The following is a 19,266-nucleotide window of genomic DNA, read 5'->3' as shown; positions in this document are numbered from 1 at the left end:
TGCTCATCCCGCCTTCCGTGGCCTGTCGCGATCGAGCAGGCTACGGGACAGCCGGTCGAGCAGAAGGGCGACCGCGACGATCGCCAAGCCGGCCCTGAGGCCAAGCCCCATCTCCATGCGCGTCAGGCCGCGCGTCACCTCGGCGCCGAGACCGCCTGCGCCGACGAGGCCCGCCAATACGGCCATCGCCAGCGACAGAAGGATGCATTGGTTGAGGCCGACCAGGAGCGTCTGCCTGGCCAAGGGGATCTCGATCCTCCAAAGCACCGAACGAGGCGGCGCGCCGATGGCGCTGCCGAGTTCCACAAACTCTTTCGGCACCTGGTTGAACGCCAGCGTGGTCAGGCGGAGCATCGGCGGAATGCCGTAGACGATGGTGGCGATGATTGCCGGCACGCGTCCAAGGCTGAAGATCATCACCGCAGGAATGAGGTAGACCCATGGCGGTACGGTCTGCATCACGTCGAGAACCGGGCGAACCATCGCCTCCAATGTCTTGTGGCGCGAGCACAGGACGCCGATCGGGAAGGCGATAAGCACGGAAATCAGGACAGCGACTGTGACCAGAGAAAGGGTCTGCATCGATGCCGTCCACAGCCCCATAAGAAGACAGAACCCCAGGCATAGACCCGCAAGGATTGCCGCGCGCAGACCGACGGCGACGAATGCCAGGACGACGACGATCGCGATAAGCCCATAGGGCGGCAAGAAGAGGAGCACCGCCTCGAATCCGGAAAGGACCGCTTCGACCAGATAGCTGATCGCCGCAAACAGCGGATGAAGATTGGTGTTGAGCCAATCGACCGACGGCGCCAGGAAAGCGCCGGGCGAAAATTGCAGGATGGACGGATTCATGACTTCCTCTCCGTTCCGAGCCGAGCGGCGCTCTGGGTTATCCGGTCAAGCACCATGGTCAGAACCACGATGGCTATCGCTCCATTGATCGAGGTCGCGATGTCGAGCGTCCTGATTGCGCCGTAGATCGTCTCTCCGAGCCCGCCGGAGCCGACGATGCCGGCGATGACGACCATGCCGAAGGCCATCATCAGGCTCTGGTTTATGCCTGCCATGATGCTCGGCAGGGCAAAGGGAAGGCGGATCTTGAAGAACATCCTCGCCGGCGTCATACCGAGCGCCTCTCCGAGCTCGATGAACTCCTTGGGCGTCATCCGGATACCGAGAGAGGTCAGGCGGATCGCCGGCGGCACGGCGACGATCACCGTCGCAATCAGTGCCGTCGCCGGTCCATAGCCGAGCAGGGCTATCGCCGGCAGCAGGTAGATATATGGTGGAAGCGTCTGGATCAGGTCGAGACCCGGCTCCATGAAACGGTCGAGGCTCGTGAAGAAGCCGGCGGCGATGCCGATCGGGATGCCGATCACCAGGGCGAGCGCCGTTGCGGTCAAGACCAGCGCCAGCGTGCTCATGGTCTCCGGCCAGAGCCCCATCGAAAAACAAAGCGCCAGCGCGATGCCCGCAAGGACGCCGAACCATATATTCACCAGTCGCCAGCCGATGAGCGCCACGATGAGCGCGACCAGGTAGAAGGGCGGAAGCTCCAGGAGCCACAGGATCCCGTCATAGAGCCCTTCGAGAACCTGCCTGATGGAGTCGAAGAGAAACTCGCCGTTGTCGCTCACCCACTCGAGCGCAGAGTCCGTCCATTCGTCGAAAAGGTCGGTGAAGCCTGAACTATCCATGTCAATCAGCTCCAGTTGTGGGACGCCGCCGTGAGATCGTGGGTGGACGTTCCCTTGACGCCCATTAGCAGGCTGCGTGGGGTCACCACGCCGACGACCTGATCATTGTCGACGACGGCAATGGCGTCGCGCTCCGACTGCATCGTCAATGTGATGAGTTCGTCGATATCGGCGTCCGGCGTTGTGCGCGCCAGCGATGCGATGTCGAAATTCGGCGCGCTCTGCTGGAATTCGGCGACGCTGCGCATGACGGAATGCGCCTTGATCAGATGGAGGCGGGATATGCCGGCGACGAATTCGGCGACATAGGCATCCGCCGGGTTGAGGATGATATCCTCGGCCGTGCCGGTCTGGATGATGACACCGTCCTTCATGATTGCAATGCGGTCGCCGATCCGGATCGCCTCGTCGAGATCATGGGTAATGAAGACCGCGGACTTGCCCAAGGCTTTCGTCAACTGCCGGAATTCGTCCTGAAGCTGACGCCGGATAAGTGGATCGAGAGCGCTGAATGGCTCGTCCATCAGAATGATCTCGGGGTCGGAAGCAAGAGCGCGGGCGAGCCCGACGCGTTGCTGCATGCCGCCGGAAAGCTCGTTCGGATATCGGTTCACCCAGTCGGCGAGGCCGACCTTCTCGAGCGCTGCAACGGCTGTCTTGTTTCGCTCCGGCTTGGCAATTCCCTGAACCTCGAGGCCGAAGGCCGCATTTTCCAGGACTGTCCGATGCGGCAATAGAGCGACGCTTTGAAACACCATGCCGATGTTCCTGGCGCGCATCTGCCGAAGATCGACCGGCGACAGGGCGGCGAGGTCGCGTCCCTTGACGAGGACCTTGCCGGAGCTCGGCGTGATCAGCTTGTTGAGAAGGCGGATGAGCGTCGATTTTCCGCTTCCCGACAAGCCCATGATGCAGAAGATTTCGCCGCGCCGGACCTCAATGCTCGCGTCGGATACGCCGACGACGCAGTTGAATTCGTTGAGCACCTCTTTTTTGCCGAGGCCGCGCTCCTTGATCGACTTCATTGCCGCAGCGGACTTGTCACCGAAGACTTTCCAAAGGGATTGGCAGTCGATCAGGACGTCATTGATATCGGCATTTACGGTTTTCATAGCGATCCCCTTTGAGCCATTCGGCGCTGGCTTCTTCATTAGGTTTCAGGATGGCCGCCCGACGGATCGGGCGGCCACGACGCGTTTAGTTCTTCTTGATATTTTCCCAGCGCTTGATCAGGTCGGCATGTGCGCCGATCCAATCCTGCACGGCCTGGTCCATGGTCTTGCCTTCGTTGACGGCGCCGTTGATGGCGGTGATGTCGGCGATCGGCACGTAGACGCTGGCCATGACTTCGCGCGCATGCGGGTTCTCTTCGGAGAAACCCTTGTGGCCAATCCAGTAGTAGCTCTGCGGCGGCGGGAACACGCCCTTCGGATCCTTGAGGTACTTGACCTCGTATTTCTGAACCATCCAGGACGGCTCCCAGATCGTCACCGCAATCCACTCCTTGCGATCATAGGCGGACTTCAGCGCCGCCGTCATCGCGGCCGTGCTGCCCTCGACGAGTTGGAGCTTGAGGCCGTAGTCCTTGACCGCATTCGATGTATCGCGCATCAGGCCGGCGCCCGGCTCGATACCGATGATCTTGCCGCCGAACTTGTCAGCATTTTCATTGAGCTGTTCCAGCGAGTCGATCGGGACATATTTCGGAACCGCGACGCCCTGATAGAGGCCGTGCGAAACGGGTGCGATCTTTTCGAGCCGGTTCTTGTTCTTGTCCCAGTAGTCCTGCGCAACATAGTCCGTCTGCGAGGTCAGAACCTGGATGTCACCCTTGGCGAGAGCGGCATAGGCGATGCCCCATTCGGAGAACTCGGTCACCTTGACCGTATAGCCGGCGTCTTCGAGAACCTTCTTGGTGATACCGGTGATGGGCGTCAGGTCCTCCCACGACATAGTACCCATCGTGATCGTCTTTTCTTCCGCGCGAGCAGGAAGGATGCTAACCCCGATCATCGCAGCGGCGCAGAGCGCCCTCCACAAATTTTTCATTGTTCTTACTCCTGTTTTACGTTCCCATTCTCATTGAAGTCTGCGAGCGGGCAGCTTCACATTGCGCGGGCCGAGGGATCATCCCTCGCGACCTGCACGCAATTCCTGTAGGCGGATGACCGAGTTGACGCCGAGCCACGCGATAGGCTCGGGCGGCAATCTCACCGGCTCCGGCTGGTTCTTGTATTTGTCGAGTTCGGGGCTTGCGGCTCCTGTCGCGAGATCGGCCGCCATCATTCCCGCAAGCGTGCTCTTGACCGTGCCGAGACCATTCTCGCAGCAGGCGGAAAAAAGCCCCTCTTCGACCTCGCCGAATGCCGGCACATGGTTTCGGCTGAGGCACAGAGCGCCCGCCCAGCTATATTCCATCGGCAGGCTTTCCAGTCCGGGGAAGCGCGCGTCGAACGACCGGCGCTGCTCGACCGCCACACCGGCGACGCGCTTCTCCGACACTTGAAGGCTCGGGTCGTAAGTGAACCTGGTTCTGATGACGATCCGCGAACGACCATCGGTGGTGATCTTTCGCACCGTCGCTCCCATCGGGTCGGCCGGCAGCAGCGCCCAGCGATCTGCGCCTGTGACATCGCCGCCGAATTCGTTCTGGGAAAAGGCTGATGTCATCGACGCGTAGGTGAAGATGTGTATCAGCCGCCCGCGAAAGTGGCCGAAGCTTTGAATATGGCCGTTCACACCCAGAATGACCTTCGGCGCGGAAACCGACCCTCGGCCGGCCTTCGCCTTCCAGGACAGCCCTTCGCGCGAAAGCTCCAGCACCGGCGAGTGCTCGTGGATGGCGACCTTCGAGGAAAGTCCGTGCGCCAGGCCGCGTATATAGTTGGCGGGCTGGATCATCACGGCGCCTGACGTATAGAGGCCACCTCGATAATAGCGCGAGCCCGTCATCTCCCGCATCTGATCGGCGTCGAGAACGCGATGCTCCTCGCCGATCCTCTCGAGCGATTTCCTGTAATTGTCGTTGAGCCGGAGCCCCCGCTCGGAGGCGGCTGCATTCACTTTGCCCGACGGATCGAAGGTTTCCCTGGACAGGCCGTATTCCGCCGCGACATCGGCTGCAAAGGAAATCGCCAGACGGTTCTGCCTGATCTCGTCCTTGGTCGCCTCTTCGTCATCAACCGAATACTCGCCCGAGGACAGATTGTGCGGCACGTCGATCATGAAGCCGGAATTCCTGCCGGCCGGTCCCTTTGCGATTTCGCGGGCCTCGAGGACAACGATTTTGTCTTCGGGGCGCAACTGCGACAGGCGGCGCGCCGCCGACAGGCCGGCAAATCCGCCGCCGACGATCAGCCAGTCCGCAGTAATGTCGTGCTCAAGCGCCGTTGCGGGAAAGGCGCGTTCGCTGATCGCCTCCCATCCGGAAACGCCGGTGTCGATCGGCAGACGCTTGATCACATGGTGGGTCATCGGATCGTCTCGTCGACCGAGCGATCCGAAACGTCGATCCAGATCGTCTTGAGTTCGCAGTAGTTGTCGTGGGCGAAGACCGACTTGTCGCGGCCGCCGAAGCCGGACTCCTTGTAGCCGCCGAACGGCGTGGTGGCGTCCCCTTCGCCGAAGCAATTGACCGTGACGACGCCGGCACGGATCTCGCGCGAGAGCTTGATCGCGTTTCTCAGGCTGCCGGTATAGACCGATGCCGTCAGGCCGTAATTCGTATCGTTGGCAAGAGCGATTGCCTCGGCTAGCGAATTGAAGGTGGTCACCGAAAGCACCGGCCCGAAGATCTCTTCCTGGAAGAGGCGGCTGGCAGGCGTCACGCCATCGACCACCGTCGGCTCGATGAAGATGCCGTTATAGGTTTCGCCGCCGTGGGCGACCGACAGCTTCTCCGTCTTGGCGTCGTCGAGGAAGGATTTCACCTTCTCGAAATGAGCTTGGCTGACGAGCGCACCGATGCGGTTTTCAGGATCGAGCGGATCGCCGGTCTTCCATTCGCGCATATAGGCGCCGATGCGCTTCAGCAGTTCGTCCTTGACCTTGGAATGAACGATGAGACGCGACGTGGCCGAGCAGTTTTCGCCCATGTTCCAGAAGGCGCCGTTGACGACCTGCTCGGCAACGAGGTCCAGGTCTTCGGCATCGTCGAGAACGACCGCGGGATTCTTGCCGCCGCATTCGAGCACGACTTTCTTGAGGTTCGAGTCCGCGGCGTAACGCAAGAAACGGCGGCCGGTCGGCGTCGATCCGGTGAAGGCCACCATATCGACATCCATGTGCAGGCCGATCGGTTCGCCCACATCCTTGCCGCTGCCGGTGACGACATTGAAGACGCCCTCCGGAATGCCTGCTTCATGGGCAAGCTCGGCGACACGTAGCGTGGTAAGCGTTGTCTCCTGCGCCGGCTTGACGATGACCGAGCAGCCGGCCGCAAGCGCAGGGCCGATCTTCCAGGCCAGCATGAGAAGCGGGAAATTCCACGGAAGCACGCATCCGACGACACCGATGGGCTCGCGCACGATCATCGTCAGCGCGTTGGCGCCGACCGGAGCGGTGTTGTCATAGAGCTTGTCGATCAGTTCGGCATGCCAACGCAGCGTATGAATGGTATCGGGAACGTCGACGGTCTGGCATTCGCGCACCGGCTTGCCGCTGTCGACGCTTTCCATGACGGCGAGCTCGTGCCTGTTCTGCTCCATGAGCTTGGCGAGCTTGAGAAGCACTCCCTTGCGCTCGCCCGGCGAGCGCAGCCGCCAGCGTCCATCGTCGAACGCGTCCTTCGCCTTCTTTACGGCGAAATCGACGTCGCTGGCATCGCAGGCGGCGATTTCAGCAAGGACCTCGCCCGTCGCAGGGTTCGTGGAGGTGAAAGTCTTGCCGGAATTTGCCGGACGAAATGCGCCATCGATGAAGGCATTCGTCGGAAACTGAAGCTCGGCGGCGATCGCCTTGTATTCGGCGACGGTCAAGGGTTCATGCATGATTGGCTCCCGACGTGATCTGGGCGACCGTGCGCTTCAATGTGGCGACGACGGTCTGAAGGGTTCGCTTTTCTTCGGAGTTGAGCGGGCGCAGCGGCGCGCGGACCGAGCCGACCTTCAGCCCGATCAACTCGCATCCGTGCTTGATCGATTGGACGAACTTGCCGCATTCCAGGAAATCCATCAGCGGCAGCATCGCCATCATGATGGCGCGGCCCTTGTCGAAGTTCTTTTCGAGGACGCAGGCTTCGTAGAGGGCGACATGTTCGCGCGGGAGGAAATTGGAGCCGGCGCATACCCAGCTCTTCGCACCCCACGCGAAGAATTCGAGCGCCTGGTCGTCCCAGCCGCAGGACAGCGCGATGTGCGGAAATTTCCGGGCGAGCAGGTGAAGATTGCCCATGTCGCCGGAGCTTTCCTTGATGGCGATCACGTTCCTGGACTTGCCGAGGCGGGAGAAATACTCCTCGCCCATCACCACGCCCATGCGGGCCGGATAGTTGTAGAGCATGATCGGCAGATTCGCCGCGCGGTCGACGGTCAGGGCGTGGACCGCATTCTCGCGCTCGGTCGGCAGCGCGTATGGCGGCGACGACACCAGGATCGCATCCGCGCCGATTTCCTTCGCCGCCTTGGCGTATTCGACCGAATCTTCGGTCCGCGTGGCGCCGGTTCCGATAATGAGCGGCAGTCGCGTACCGATCACTTCTTTCGCATAGGCCGCGAGCTCGAAACGCTCCTGGCTGCTCTGGGCGTAATACTCGCCCGTCGAGCCGCCGACGATGATGCCGTGGACGCCCGCCTCGATCAGCGACTCGAGCACGGCGGCAAATCCAGCCCTGTCGATCTGGCCATTTTGATCAAGCGGCGTCACCGCCGGTGTATAGATCCCGTCAAACTTCACGACGATTTCTCCAATATTTGCGTGGCGGGACCGCCGAGGAAGGCGTCCGCCTTGAGGCCTTGCGGGGCGATGAACATTTCCATGTTCTCGCGGGACAATTCCCAGTGTTCGAAGACGAGGTCGACGACCGCATTCTCGTCGTGAGCGCCGAGTGCATCGATGAAGCTGTCATGATGGCCGACAGCCACTTGAAGCCGCCGCTTCATGTCCTCGTTCCTCGGCCGGAAGAAGGTGTGGCCGATACGCGCGTGGTCGATGAGCAGCCGGCCGAGACTCGGCTGCAGATAGACGTTGCCCGACATCTCGCCGAAAATTTCGTGAAAGCGGTTGTTCTCGAGAACCATCGCCAGAGGGTCCATGTTCTCGCTGGCGGCGCGGAACCGCTCCTGGGTCTGCTTCAGGTCTGAAAGCTGAGTAGGCTTGAAGTTCTGCACGGCGAGACGGCCGATCGCCGCGTAGATCATCGGCGCAACGAGAAAGAAATTCCGCAGAGTGGAATGGTTCATCGGGATGACCCGCGCACCCCTGTTCTCACGGATGTCGATATAGCCCTCGCCGGCAAGGCGACGGAATATGTCGCGAACCGGCGTCCGGGAGAGCCCGTATTTTTCGCTCAGACTGGCCTCGTCCAGATCGGTATCCGGATCCAGCTCCATCGTCAGAATCTGCCGTTTCAGATCTTCGTAGAGATTGCTCTTGGGTGTCTTTGCCATCGTCGCTCTCCGCCGCTCGTTGCTCTACGCCGTGAAGATGGCACGCCTTTCCAAAGGAGTCAAATATTGTGTACTTTGCGTACACAATTAGTATGCGTGAAATACACAATGACACCGGCGAAGTCATGCCGGTGCATGTCGAGCGCCATTTCAAAGCGCTGCCCATGATCGGCGCTCTGCGGCGGCGGCCATCGAGGAGTTTCTTTCCAAGCGGATTATCGTGGCAGGTCGGTGAGGATTTCTCTGCAGTCGAGGTTGATGCAGTGCGCATCGACGTTGACCATCAGGCTTCGCAAGCCCGACCGCCGGCAAACCAGCGGTGTGCGGCCATCACGGAGTATCTCGATATCCTGATAGCGGCGGTTTTGTCGGGGAGCGCCGACCTGGCGCCCCCCAAGGTCGATCACGCGGCCAGGACGCCGCTCTTCTTGGCCATCCAGGTTGCGATGTAGTCCATAAGGCCAGGGTTTAGGCAATCGTAAGGCTCGAGGCCCGACGCCTTCAGCTGCGTTCTGACGGCGTCCATCTTCGCGGGGTCGAAGCCGCTTTCGATGATCGACGACACGAAGGCCGCAAAGCCCGGCTTCGCCCAGCCGCTTTCCTGAAAGCGCTCCGGATGGACGAACGACAATCCCTGGAACGGATGTTCGCGCACGACCGGCCCATACATATGCACGCCGCATTCTCTGCAGGCGTGGCGCTGGATCAAGGCTGTGGAATCGACGACGGCGAGCTTGTCGCCATTCTCCTGAACTTCGACGCTTTCGGTCGGCGCAACTGCCACGACCGAAAAGACTGCGCCCTCGGGCTTCCAGCACTTCGTGCAGCCGCAGGCATGATTGTGGGCGATGTCGCTCTTGATCCTGACCTTCACGGGGTTGCTTGCGCACTTGCAGACGAGCGTCCCGCCTGCGAAAGCAGCGTCAGTCGCCCGAAAGCCTGAATCCACTGCCGGATGTATGGCTATGCTGGTCATGGGTTTCTCCTCCCCTTCTGGGCCGTTTGCGATATGCCCGGCCAAGCTCTGCAATCAGTCTCCCAACCTTCGCGCGTGCCAGCGCAGATGGTCTTCCATGAAAGTCGAAATGAAGAAGTAGGAATGGCCGTAGCCTTCCTGCATGCGAAGCCGCAGGCTGATGCCGGCCGTTTCGCAGGCTTGCCGGAGCTCTTCAGGGCGCAATCCATCCTCCAGGAAGCTATCCGCCGTCCCTTGATCGACGAGGAATTCCGGAAACCGGTGACCGTCTTCGATCAGCGAGCAGGCATCATATGCCCGCCAGGCCGTCTCATCCGCTCCGAGATATTTCCGGAATGCCGGCTTTGACCAGCCGGAGACCGACGGATGGCTGATCGGCGCGAAGGCCGAGCAGCTACCGAAGCGTTCCGGGTTCTTGAGCGCGATCGTGATCGCGCCATGTCCGCCCATCGAATGACCGAAGATGCCCTGTCGCGTCATGTCGACCGGAAACTCGGCTTCGATAAGCTTCGGCAATTCATCGACGACGTAGCTGTACATCCGATAGTTCTGCGCGAACGGCGGCTCGGTGGCGTCGACGTAAAAGCCGGCCCCCTTGCCGAACTGCCAATTATCAGGTTCGTCCGGGACGGCATCGCCCCGCGGACTGGTGTCGGGGCAGACGACGATGATGCCGAGTTCTGCGGCAAGACGCCGATACTCGCCCTTTTCCATGACGTTGGCATGAGTGCAGGTCAGACCGGAAAGGTACCATAGAACCGGCAGCTTTCGTGCTTTGGCCTGTGGCGGCAGGAATACCGCAAAGGTCATGTCGCAGTCGCAGACATCCGAGCGATCGACGTAAACGCCCTGGGTGCCGCCATGAGAATTTTCGGTCGAGATCGTCTTCATGGCTCAGTACACGACCACGCCACGAATGCTCTCGCCCTTGTGCATCAGCTCGAAGCCCTTGTTGATGTCTTCGAGCGGCATGGTGTGGGTGATCATCGGATCGATCTGGATCTTGCCCTGCATGTACCAGTCGACGATCTTCGGCACGTCGGTGCGGCCGCGCGCGCCGCCAAAGGCGGTGCCCATCCAGTTGCGGCCGGTGACCAGCTGGAACGGGCGGGTAGAGATTTCCTGGCCGGCGCCGGCAACACCGATGATAATGGACTTGCCCCAGCCGCGGTGGGAAGATTCCAGCGCCTGGCGCATCACCTTGGTGTTGCCCGTGCAGTCGAACGTGTAGTCGGCCCCGCCGATCAGGTCGCCGTGGCGCTTCGTCAGGTTGACGAGATAGGGCACGATGTCGTCGCCGACCTCCTTCGGATTGACAAAATGTGTCATGCCGAACTTCTCGCCCCATGCCTTGCGGTCAGGGTTGATATCGACGCCGATGATCATGTCGGCGCCGGCAAGGCGCAGACCCTGAAGCACGTTGAGGCCGATGCCGCCGAGACCGAACACGATGGCGGTCGCGCCGATCTCAACCTTGGCGGTGTTGATGACGGCGCCGATGCCGGTGGTGACACCGCAGCCGATGTAGCAGATCTTGTCGAATGGCGCGTCGGGATTGACCTTGGCAAGCGCGATCTCCGGCAGCACGGTGAAGTTCGAAAAGGTCGAGCAGCCCATATAGTGATGGATTTTGTCCTTGCCGATCGAGAAGCGGCTGGTTCCGTCCGGCATCACGCCCTGGCCCTGGGTGGCGCGGATCGAGGTGCAGAGATTGGTCCTGCGCGAGGTGCAGGAATAGCATTCGCGGCATTCCGGGGTGTAAAGCGGAATGACGTGGTCGCCCTTCTTCACCGAAGTGACGCCGGGGCCGACATCGACGACGATGCCGGCGCCCTCATGGCCGAGGATCGCCGGGAAGAGGCCTTCCGGATCGGCGCCCGACAAAGTGAAATCGTCGGTGTGGCAGATGCCCGTCGCCTTGACCTCCACCAGCACTTCGCCGGCCTTCGGGCCTTCGAGCTGCACGGTCATCACTTCGAGCGGTTTTCCGGCCTGAACGGCAACGGCGGCGCGAACGTCCATCTTGATATCCTTCCTCTTAAATTGAATTCTGATGCTGCATATTCCGAACGACCGGCTTCTCGCCGATCTGCTCCGCTGCGTTATCGCCGAGACTTCAAGCGCTCGCCTTCGGGCTTTTTGTTCATCTCGGACCCATAGTCGCCAAGGACCCCATCACGTCTCCCGCTCAACCTGGCACCAGACCGCAAGCAGCGGCCGGGCTGTGCATCTTATCGCAAAGGATTGCCCGGCGTCGTTCGCAAAGACCGTGCCGACACCGGCGGAGAACCACTCGGAGTCGCCAAGGCGGATTTCACCCGGCGAAAGCAGAATGAAGGCGCGGGGCTGCGTCTGAACATGATCGGGGAATCTTGTGTAGCGATCCATGTAGATCACGCCGACCCTGAGATCGGCGCGTTCCTCCATGCCGCCGGGACCGACCAAGACCGCATGGGAGTGCGTATTGCCAAAATTCAGGCTTGCGAACGGACCGGAGCGGCCGCGTCTCCAGAGCAGCTTATCGGCGAGACTCTGGAACTGGCCGGCGATCGCCTCGTATTTCCGTCCCGATTTTGCAAGATGGCCGATGGCGTCATCCAGCCCTTCGGGCGCGCCGGGAAGAGGCCCGCCCTCCGGACGCACCTTGCCGGTCTTGAGCAGCCTCTGGAGAACCTTGCCCGCAACGAAGCTGGCGACCGCAGGAGCCTCCGCCGACAACATCAGTCCGCCGACATCGTTGAGGAATTCCTGCAGCGGCCGAGAGCGCCGCTCTCTGCCGATGTCGTGCAGCCGTATGTATGCCGGCTTCTCGTCATCGTTGAGGAGAAGGTCGGCACCAGGTTTGATTGGACGTCCCACGACGCGCGCCACGTTCGGTCTCCCCCGCTAGAGCGCCTTTTGCAATTCCGGCAAGACATCGAAGAGATCGGCGACCAATCCATAGTCGGCGACCTGGAAGATCGGCGCCTCCTCGTCCTTGTTGATGGCGACGATCACCTTCGAATCCTTCATGCCGGCCAGATGCTGGATGGCGCCTGAAATGCCGCAGGCAATGTATAGCTGCGGCGCCACCACCTTGCCGGTCTGGCCGACCTGCCAGTCGTTCGGCGCATAACCGGCATCGACGGCAGCACGGCTGGCACCGACGGCGGCCCCCAGCTTGTCGGCAAGAGGCAGGATGACCTCCCTGAACTTTTCCGCCGAGCCGAGCGCCCGGCCGCCGGAGATGATGATCTTCGCAGAGGTCAGTTCCGGACGGTCGGAGGCCGACAGCGCATCGCCGACAAAGGTCGAAAGCCCCGGATCGGAAACCGCCGGGATCGCCTCGATCGTTGCCGAGCCACCGTCCGGTGCAGAGGCGAAGGATGCGGTGCGCACGGTGATCACCTTTTTGGCATCGCTCGCCTGTACCGTCTGGATGGCATTGCCGGCATAGATCGGCCGCTTGAAGGTGTCGGACGAGATCACCTCGATGATCTCGGAGACCTGGGCGACATCGAGCAGGGCAGCGACCCGCGGCAGCACATTCTTGCCGACCGAGGTGGCGGCAGACAGGATCGTGTCGTAGCTGGCGGAGAGCGAAACGATCAGGTCGGCCAGCGGCTCGGCCAGATTGTTGGCGAGTTCGTCGCTTTCGGCCAGCAGCACCTTGGAGACGCCGGCAAGTTTTGCCGCTTGTTCGGCAGCGGGCTTGGCAGCCTTGCCGGCGACGAGCACATGAATATCGCCGCCAATTTTTGCGGCTGCCGTCAGCGCTTTGGCGGTCTGATCGGACAGGCTGGCATTGTCGTGGTCAGCCAGAAGAAGAATGGTCATGATGATGGCTCCTGTTCCAAGCTGATTACAGCACGCCGGCTTCGTTTTTGAGCTTGTCGATCAGTTCAGCGACCGACTTGACCTTGACGCCGGCCTTGCGGCCCGACGGCTCCTCGGTCTTCAACACCTTGAGCCGCGGCGTGGTGTCGACGCCGAAGTCGCCGGGCGTTTTCTTGTCGAGCGGCTTCTTCTTCGCCTTCATGATATTCGGCAGCGAGGCATAGCGCGGCTCGTTCAAGCGCAGATCGGTGGTCACAACAGCCGGCAGCTTGATCTCGATCGTCTGCAGGCCGCCATCGACTTCGCGGGTGACCTGAGCTTTGCCATCGCCGATCTCGATCTTCGAAGCGAAGGTCGCCTGGGCAATTCCCATCAGCGCCGCCAGCATCTGGCCGGTCTGGTTGCTGTCGTCGTCGATCGCCTGCTTGCCTGATATGATCAGCCCCGGCTGTTCGGCGTCAGCCACGGCCTTCAAGATCTTGGCGACGGTGAGCGGCTCGATTTGATCGTCGGTCTCGATGAGGATCGCCCGGTCGGCACCCATGGCAAGGGCGGTGCGCAGCGTCTCCTCGGCCTTGGCCGGGCCGATCGAGACGACCACCACTTCCTCGGCCTTGCCGGCTTCCTTCAGCCGCAGCGCCTCTTCCACCGAGATCTCGTCGAACGGGTTCATCGACATCTTCACATTGGCAAGCTCGACACCCGTGCCATCCGGCTTCACCCGGATCTTCACGTTGTAATCGACAACCCGTTTGACTGGCACGAGAATTTTCATGGGCAACCCCCTTTATTTCTAGACTGCTGGTGGTCAGTGCGGTCGTTCAGCAAGCAATACCCAGAAGGCGAAGAGCGGCGTGTCGAGCGACCTCATGGCATGCTTGATGTCGGGGACATTGTAGAAGGATCCGCCGATACCAGGCGAAAACCAGTCACCTTCCCCCTGCTGGAACTCTCCCTCGGAAAGCACGAGATAGACTTCCTCGGGCGCATGGTCGTGATCGGGATAGCGCACGTGAGGCGCCATCAAAGTCACGCCGATCCACAGGTCGCACCGCTCCTCCAATCCTCCCGGGCCGATAATCATGGCGTTGGCATGCCCATCGACAAAATTGCCGCTGGCCGTGTGGTCATACTTGCTGCGCCGGCGCCATTCAAGCATTGGCTCGATGCCTTTGAACCCCTCGATCAAACGCATCAGCGAAGGATAGGACGTATCGACCGAAAGCGCCACATCAAGCTGAGCGCACACGGGCAATCGGCTTCCCTCTCCCGCCCGCGCGGCTCCTGGGCGCTCGAGCGCCGCAAAAATCTGACGGACCGAGCGGCGGGCTTCCGGGGCATTCGCGAACTGATCGAAAGCCACGAAAGTCGCGTCCAGGAAAACCTGGAGGCTTTCATTGCGTAAACTCATGTCATCACCTCCCGAGACGATCGGCCGGCAAGCGGTCCGCTCTTGCGATCAGATATCTTTCGCAATGCGCAGCCCGTCATAGACAGCGGCATGCGTGTTGCGTGCGGCGACCGCATCCCCGATCCGGAACAGCTGGAACTTGCCATCAGGATTGCGGATCACTGACTGAGGTTCTCCGGAAAGAAGCTGGTCGTGCGACATCTCGCCGAGATTGCTCGAGCTGGGTTTCAGTTCGAAATAGAGCTCGTCGAGCGGAATGGTCCCATGATTGACGACGATCTGGTCGAAGCTGTGCTGCCTGGCAATCCCGCCGTAATCGCTGCCGACATGGGCGACGAGCTGGTTGCCGCTCTTTTCGACGGCTTCGAGACGATAGGTGACGGTGAAGGTCACGTCGTGCTTCTGCAGCGACCGCATATAGGGCACCAGGTTCATGGCCATGACCTCGGGCGCGAAGGACCGGTCCGGCGTCATGATCTCGACCTTGGCGCCTGCCTTGGCGAGAAATTCGGCCGCCTGAAGGCCGGCATGGTCGCCGGCATCGTCGAAGATCAGCACGTTGGTTCCAGGCTTCACATCGCCGGAGATAATGTCCCATGAGGAGACCACCAGGTCGTTGCCGCTGGCGAGAACCTCGGTATGCGGCAAGCCGCCGGTCGCGATGATGACGACATCGGGGTTCTCGGCCTCGATGGTATCGGCTTCCGCCCAGGTGTTGAAGTGGAAGGTGACGTCGTATTTCTCGCACTGGCTCATGCGCCAGTCGATGATGCTGATCATCTCCCTGCGGCGCTCGCTCTGGGCGGTGAGGCGGATCTGGCCGCCGGGATTGTTGGCCGCTTCGAAAACGACGACCTGGTGGCCGCGTTCTCCGGCGACGCGCGCCGCTTCCAGACCGGCCGGGCCGGCGCCGACGATGACGACCTTTTTCTTGGTGTCTGCCTTTGCCACGATATGCGGCATGGTCAGCTCGCGGCCGGTGGCGGCATTGTGGATACAGAAGGCTGCGCCGCCCTGGTAAATGCGATCGAGACAGTAATTGGCGCCGACGCAGGGACGAATATCGTCTTCCCGCTTTTCGATGATCTTGCGGACGATGTGCGGGTCGGTCATGTGGGCGCGGGTCATGCCGACCATGTCGACCTTGCCGGAGGCGATCGCATGGCGCGCGGTGGCAACGTCAGGGATTTTCGCGGCATGGAAGGTCGGGAAATTGGTTGCGGCGCGAATTTCGCCGGCGAAATCGAGATGCGGTGAATTCGCCATGCCCTGGATCGGGATCACGTCGGTCAGACCCGCATCGGTATCGATGTGACCGCGGATCACGTTCAGGTAATCGATCAGGCCGCTTTCCTTCAGGCGCTTGGAAATTTCGATGCCGTCGCCCTTGCCGGTGCCGCCGGGAAGACATTCGTCTGCGGTGTAGCGCACACCCAGAATGAAGTCGTTCCCCACCCTTTGCCGGATCGCCTTGAAGACATCGAAACAGAAGCGCAAACGGTGGTCGAGCGAGCCGCCATAGGGACCGTCGAGCTCGTTGGTGAGCGGAGACGTGAACTGGTCGATCAGGTGGCCATAGGCTTCCAGTTCGACACCGTCCATGCCGCCTGCCTTCATGCGCTCGGCAGCGTCGGCGAAATCCTTGATGATGCGCTCGATGTCCCAATCTTCCATCTTCTTCGGGAAGGCGCGGTGGGACGCCTCGCGCTGATGCGATGGCGCCACGACAGGCAGCCAGTCGCCCTTGTCCCAGCGCGTGCGCCGGCCGAGATGGGTGAGCTGGATCATGATCGCCGCGCCCTCTTCATGCACGGCGTCGGTCATTTCCCTGACCCAGGGTACGATCTCGTCCTTATAGGCGAGCAGGTTGTTGAAGACCGGCGGGCTGTCTCTGGAAACCGCGGCCGAGCCCGCCGTCATCGTCAAGGCCACCCCGCCCTTTGCCCGCTCCACCGTATAGGCACGGTACCTCTCCTTCGGCATGCCGTCTTCCGGATAGGCCGGTTCGTGGGAGGTCACGATGATACGATTGCGTAGCGTCAGATGCTTGAGCTGGTAGGGTTGAAGAAGGGGATCGTTCGACATGGGCCGTGGTTCCGGATTAAAAACGTCAGAGCAGACGCTAAGCACAATGTACATATGTGTCAACATTGAAAACAACCAGGTCGTCGTTTTCGACACTGATGTACATTTTTCTTGTGCGCGGCTTGATAATTTGATAGGAGATAGCCCATGGATCAGGCTTTGAACGACACTGGCTGGCGCGGATCACAGGAGGGGTGGCTGGAAGCAGCTTACCACTCGCTGCTGGATTCCGGCGTGGATTCGGTGAAAATTCTGCCGCTGGCGAAGAAGCTCAATCTCTCGCGCACGAGCTTTTACTGGTTCTTCAAGGATCGGGAGGAGCTGTTGGCCGGGCTCGTGGCGCGGTGGCGCGACAAAAATACCGGCAACATCGTCAAGCAGTCCGAAGCTTATGCGGAATCGCTTGCCGAGGCGATGCTCAACGTCTTCGATTGCTGGCTCAACAATGATCTGTTCGACGCCAGGTTCGAATTCGCCGTGCGCAGCTGGGCGCTGCAGTCCGACGAGATTCTCGCCGAGGTCCGGCAAGCCGATCAGCTCCGGCTTGATGCGCTCAAGCGGATGTTTATCCGGTTCGGGCTACCAGAAGCGACATCAGATGTCCGAGCGCGAACAACTTACCTCGTGCAGATCGGATATATCTCCATGCAAGCCAAGGAGGAACTCGCCGTCCGCATGAAACGGATTCCCGAATATATCGCGATCTACACCGGCGAAGTGCCGCAGCAGAGGGAGCTCGATCGCTTCTTCTCGCGGCATGGCTACAGGCCCGGTTAGGGAGAGCCGGATGAGCGTTTCCTTGAGGATCGGCATCATTGGCGGCGGCGGTTGGCTTGGCGGAGCAATCGCCGGCTCGATCCTTGACGCCGGCCTGGTCGAACCTCGAAATCTCTCCCTCTCCTATCGCAGCGAGCAGCCGCGCCGTTTCCCGAATTCTTTCCTGACCACCGACAATCAGGCGCTTGCCGACCGCTCGGACGTGATCATTCTTTCCGTCCGTCCTGATGACTGGCGTGCGCTTGATGTCGAGGCCGGCGGCAAGCTTGTGATATCTGTCATGGCGGGCATCCGCCTGGACGCACTTTCCGAGCGCCACAACACCGGCCGCGTTATCCGCGCTTTGCCGAACGCCGCCGCCGAAGTGGCCAAGTCCTATACGCCGTGGATTGGAGCGAGCGATGTCACCGAAGACGACCGGGCCCTCGTCCGCGCGATTTTTCAGGCATGCGGATCTGAGGACGAGGTCGCAAGGGAAAGCGACATTGATTACCTCACGGGTCTTTCGGGGTCCGGACCGGCATTCCCGGCGCTGCTCGCCGCCGCCATGATGCGCGACGCCGTCGCAAACGGCCTGCCGGCGGAGATTGCGCGCCGCGCCGTGAACACGGTGATCACAGGCGCCGGCCGCCTGCTGGAGCGTCAAGACGAATCTCCTGACGATGTCGTTCAAACCTTTCTCGGCTATCGCGGAACCACGGCGGCAGCCATCGAAGGCATGCGCGCTGCGGGGTTCAACGCTTCGGTTGCGGAAGGACTATCGGCAGCATTCAAGAAATCGGTGAGTATGGGAGACGCTTCCTGACAACCGTTGGAGTGGGTCCTGCGGCGCCCCGCTCAGCAAAACCGGCCGCTAAATAGAGGGAACGAGAATGAAAAAACTATTCGCATCGACATGTCTGACGTTCGGCCTGATCGGCGGGGCGTCTTTCGCCAGCGCCGCCGAATGCGGCACCGTCACCATCGCCAGCATGAACTGGCAGAGTGCAGAGGTTCTCTCCAACCTCGACAAGTTCATCTTGAACGAGGGTTATGGCTGTGAGGCCGAAATCACCGTCGGCGATACCGTCCCGACGATTACCTCGATGGCCGAAAAGGGCCAGCCGGATATCGCGCCGGAAGCATGGATCGACCTGCTGCCCGATGTCGTCAAGAAGGGAACGGAAGAAGGCCGGATCGTCCAGGTCGGCTCTCCGCTGCCCGATGGCGGCGTGCAGGGTTGGTGGATTCCCAAATATCTGGCCGATGCCCATCCCGACATCAAGACCATCGGCGACGTGCTGAAGCATCCGGAACTCTTCCCCGCTCCCGAGGATCCGAAGAAGGGCGCCATCTACAACGGGCCGCAGGGCTGGGGCGGCACCGTGGTGACCACGCAGCTCTACAAGGCCTTCGAAGCCGACAAGGCCGGCTTCACCCTCGTCGATACCGGCTCGGCTGCCGGCCTCGATGGTTCGATCTCCAAGGCCTACGAACGCAAGGAAGGCTGGGCCGGCTATTACTGGGCGCCGACCGCGCTGCTCGGCAAGTATGAGATGGTCAAGCTGGAAGCCGGCGTGCCGAACGACGCCGCCGAATGGAAGCGCTGCAATACCGTCGCCGATTGCCCCGACCCGAAGCCGAATGCATGGCCGGTCGACAAGATCGTCACCCTCGTTGCAAAGCCTTTCTCGGAAAAGGTCGGCCCTGAGGTCATGGACTACCTGACGAAGCGCTCCTGGAGCAACGACACGGTCAACAAGCTGATGGCGTGGATGACCGACAACCAGGCGACCGGCGAGGACGGTGCCAAGCACTTCCTCAAAGAAAACAAGGACCTCTGGACCAAGTGGGTTTCGCCTGAGGCAGCCACGAAGATCGAAGCTGCTCTTTAACACCGACTACTGCGGTGCGCGT

At 61.1% G+C, this 19,266-nt stretch carries 20 protein-coding genes; 4 read left to right on the top strand and 16 right to left on the bottom strand.

Features of this window, described 5'->3' with window-relative positions; translation table 11 throughout:
• Nucleotides 1-3: 3 nt before the first annotated feature.
• From RlegSU303_RS27830 to RlegSU303_RS27795, 8 genes are all read right to left on the bottom strand, one after another.
• On the bottom strand, nt 4-855 hold the full coding sequence (locus RlegSU303_RS27830; RefSeq protein WP_231283878.1) for an ABC transporter permease: 852 nt from the start codon (nt 853-855) through the stop codon (nt 4-6).
• Nucleotides 852-1,700: an ABC transporter permease gene (locus RlegSU303_RS27825; RefSeq protein WP_017956847.1), complete on the bottom strand. Its 849-nt coding sequence runs from the start codon at nt 1,698-1,700 to the stop codon at nt 852-854. Before RlegSU303_RS27825 ends, RlegSU303_RS27830 begins: the two co-directional genes overlap by 4 nt.
• A gap of 5 nt (nt 1,701-1,705) precedes the next feature.
• Complete coding sequence (locus tag RlegSU303_RS27820; RefSeq protein WP_017956848.1) at nt 1,706-2,812, bottom strand: quaternary amine ABC transporter ATP-binding protein; 1,107 nt, start codon at nt 2,810-2,812, stop codon at nt 1,706-1,708.
• Between the two features lie 85 nt (nt 2,813-2,897).
• A complete protein-coding gene (locus RlegSU303_RS27815; RefSeq protein ID WP_017956849.1) occupies nt 2,898-3,749 on the bottom strand; it encodes a glycine betaine ABC transporter substrate-binding protein in 852 nt (283 codons plus the stop codon).
• A gap of 78 nt (nt 3,750-3,827) precedes the next feature.
• Nucleotides 3,828-5,174 (bottom strand): NAD(P)/FAD-dependent oxidoreductase, encoded by a 1,347-nt coding sequence (locus tag RlegSU303_RS27810; RefSeq protein ID WP_017956850.1) that lies wholly within the window; start codon nt 5,172-5,174, stop codon nt 3,828-3,830.
• The gene (locus RlegSU303_RS27805) at nt 5,171-6,688 is read right to left on the bottom strand and encodes an aldehyde dehydrogenase (protein ID WP_017956851.1); all 1,518 of its coding nucleotides are present in this window, start codon (nt 6,686-6,688) and stop codon (nt 5,171-5,173) included. Before RlegSU303_RS27805 ends, RlegSU303_RS27810 begins: the two co-directional genes overlap by 4 nt.
• The gene (locus RlegSU303_RS27800) at nt 6,681-7,592 is read right to left on the bottom strand and encodes a dihydrodipicolinate synthase family protein (protein WP_017956852.1); all 912 of its coding nucleotides are present in this window, start codon (nt 7,590-7,592) and stop codon (nt 6,681-6,683) included. The genes RlegSU303_RS27805 and RlegSU303_RS27800 overlap by 8 nt, the downstream gene beginning before the upstream one ends.
• On the bottom strand, nt 7,589-8,305 hold the full coding sequence (locus RlegSU303_RS27795; protein WP_131620242.1) for a GntR family transcriptional regulator: 717 nt from the start codon (nt 8,303-8,305) through the stop codon (nt 7,589-7,591). The genes RlegSU303_RS27800 and RlegSU303_RS27795 overlap by 4 nt, the downstream gene beginning before the upstream one ends.
• Nucleotides 8,306-8,397: 92 nt before the next feature.
• On the opposite strand from RlegSU303_RS27795, the gene RlegSU303_RS27790 reads away from it, so the two are divergent.
• Nucleotides 8,398-8,757 (top strand): hypothetical protein, encoded by a 360-nt coding sequence (locus RlegSU303_RS27790; protein WP_094088315.1) that lies wholly within the window; start codon nt 8,398-8,400, stop codon nt 8,755-8,757.
• On the opposite strand, the gene gfa is transcribed toward RlegSU303_RS27790, so the two are convergent.
• The 8 genes from gfa to RlegSU303_RS27750 form a co-directional block, all read right to left on the bottom strand.
• On the bottom strand, nt 8,709-9,281 hold the full coding sequence (gene gfa, locus RlegSU303_RS27785; RefSeq protein WP_131719018.1) for an S-(hydroxymethyl)glutathione synthase: 573 nt from the start codon (nt 9,279-9,281) through the stop codon (nt 8,709-8,711). The genes RlegSU303_RS27790 and gfa overlap by 49 nt on opposite strands.
• 54 nt (nt 9,282-9,335) lie before the next feature.
• Nucleotides 9,336-10,172 (bottom strand): S-formylglutathione hydrolase, encoded by an 837-nt coding sequence (gene fghA / locus RlegSU303_RS27780; protein ID WP_017956855.1) that lies wholly within the window; start codon nt 10,170-10,172, stop codon nt 9,336-9,338.
• Between the two features lie 3 nt (nt 10,173-10,175).
• Complete coding sequence (locus RlegSU303_RS27775) at nt 10,176-11,303, bottom strand: S-(hydroxymethyl)glutathione dehydrogenase/class III alcohol dehydrogenase (protein ID WP_131719019.1); 1,128 nt, start codon at nt 11,301-11,303, stop codon at nt 10,176-10,178.
• 153 nt (nt 11,304-11,456) lie between these two features.
• Nucleotides 11,457-12,152 (bottom strand): dimethylsulfonioproprionate lyase family protein, encoded by a 696-nt coding sequence (locus RlegSU303_RS27770; protein ID WP_017956857.1) that lies wholly within the window; start codon nt 12,150-12,152, stop codon nt 11,457-11,459.
• A gap of 15 nt (nt 12,153-12,167) precedes the next feature.
• Nucleotides 12,168-13,097 (bottom strand): electron transfer flavoprotein subunit alpha/FixB family protein, encoded by a 930-nt coding sequence (locus RlegSU303_RS27765; RefSeq protein WP_231283877.1) that lies wholly within the window; start codon nt 13,095-13,097, stop codon nt 12,168-12,170.
• A 25-nt stretch (nt 13,098-13,122) separates the two neighbouring features.
• Complete coding sequence (locus tag RlegSU303_RS27760; protein ID WP_131720691.1) at nt 13,123-13,872, bottom strand: electron transfer flavoprotein subunit beta/FixA family protein; 750 nt, start codon at nt 13,870-13,872, stop codon at nt 13,123-13,125.
• A 33-nt stretch (nt 13,873-13,905) separates the two neighbouring features.
• On the bottom strand, nt 13,906-14,508 hold the full coding sequence (locus RlegSU303_RS27755; protein WP_131719873.1) for a dimethylsulfoniopropionate lyase: 603 nt from the start codon (nt 14,506-14,508) through the stop codon (nt 13,906-13,908).
• Nucleotides 14,509-14,556: 48 nt separating this feature from the next.
• Nucleotides 14,557-16,593 carry an NADH:flavin oxidoreductase gene (locus RlegSU303_RS27750; protein ID WP_131719874.1) on the bottom strand — a complete coding sequence of 679 codons (2,037 nt, stop codon included), beginning with the start codon at nt 16,591-16,593 and terminating at the stop codon, nt 14,557-14,559.
• A 147-nt stretch (nt 16,594-16,740) separates the two neighbouring features.
• On the opposite strand from RlegSU303_RS27750, the gene RlegSU303_RS27745 reads away from it, so the two are divergent.
• The 3 genes from RlegSU303_RS27745 (at nt 16,741) to RlegSU303_RS27735 (ending at nt 19,244) form a co-directional block, all read left to right on the top strand.
• The gene (locus tag RlegSU303_RS27745) at nt 16,741-17,370 is read left to right on the top strand and encodes a TetR/AcrR family transcriptional regulator (RefSeq protein WP_011649280.1); all 630 of its coding nucleotides are present in this window, start codon (nt 16,741-16,743) and stop codon (nt 17,368-17,370) included.
• A 10-nt stretch (nt 17,371-17,380) separates the two neighbouring features.
• Nucleotides 17,381-18,175, top strand: coding sequence for a pyrroline-5-carboxylate reductase family protein (locus RlegSU303_RS27740; protein WP_017956862.1), 795 nt, complete (start codon nt 17,381-17,383; stop codon nt 18,173-18,175).
• A gap of 67 nt (nt 18,176-18,242) precedes the next feature.
• Nucleotides 18,243-19,244, top strand: coding sequence for an ABC transporter substrate-binding protein (locus RlegSU303_RS27735; RefSeq protein ID WP_017956863.1), 1,002 nt, complete (start codon nt 18,243-18,245; stop codon nt 19,242-19,244).
• Nucleotides 19,245-19,266 lie beyond the last annotated feature (22 nt).

It is taken from the genome of Rhizobium sp. SU303, assembly GCF_021052345.1.
In the GTDB taxonomy this organism is placed as follows: domain Bacteria; phylum Pseudomonadota; class Alphaproteobacteria; order Rhizobiales; family Rhizobiaceae; genus Rhizobium; species Rhizobium laguerreae.
Note: the sequence above shows the minus strand (reverse complement) of the source record. Positions and strands in the feature narration are given on the sequence as shown.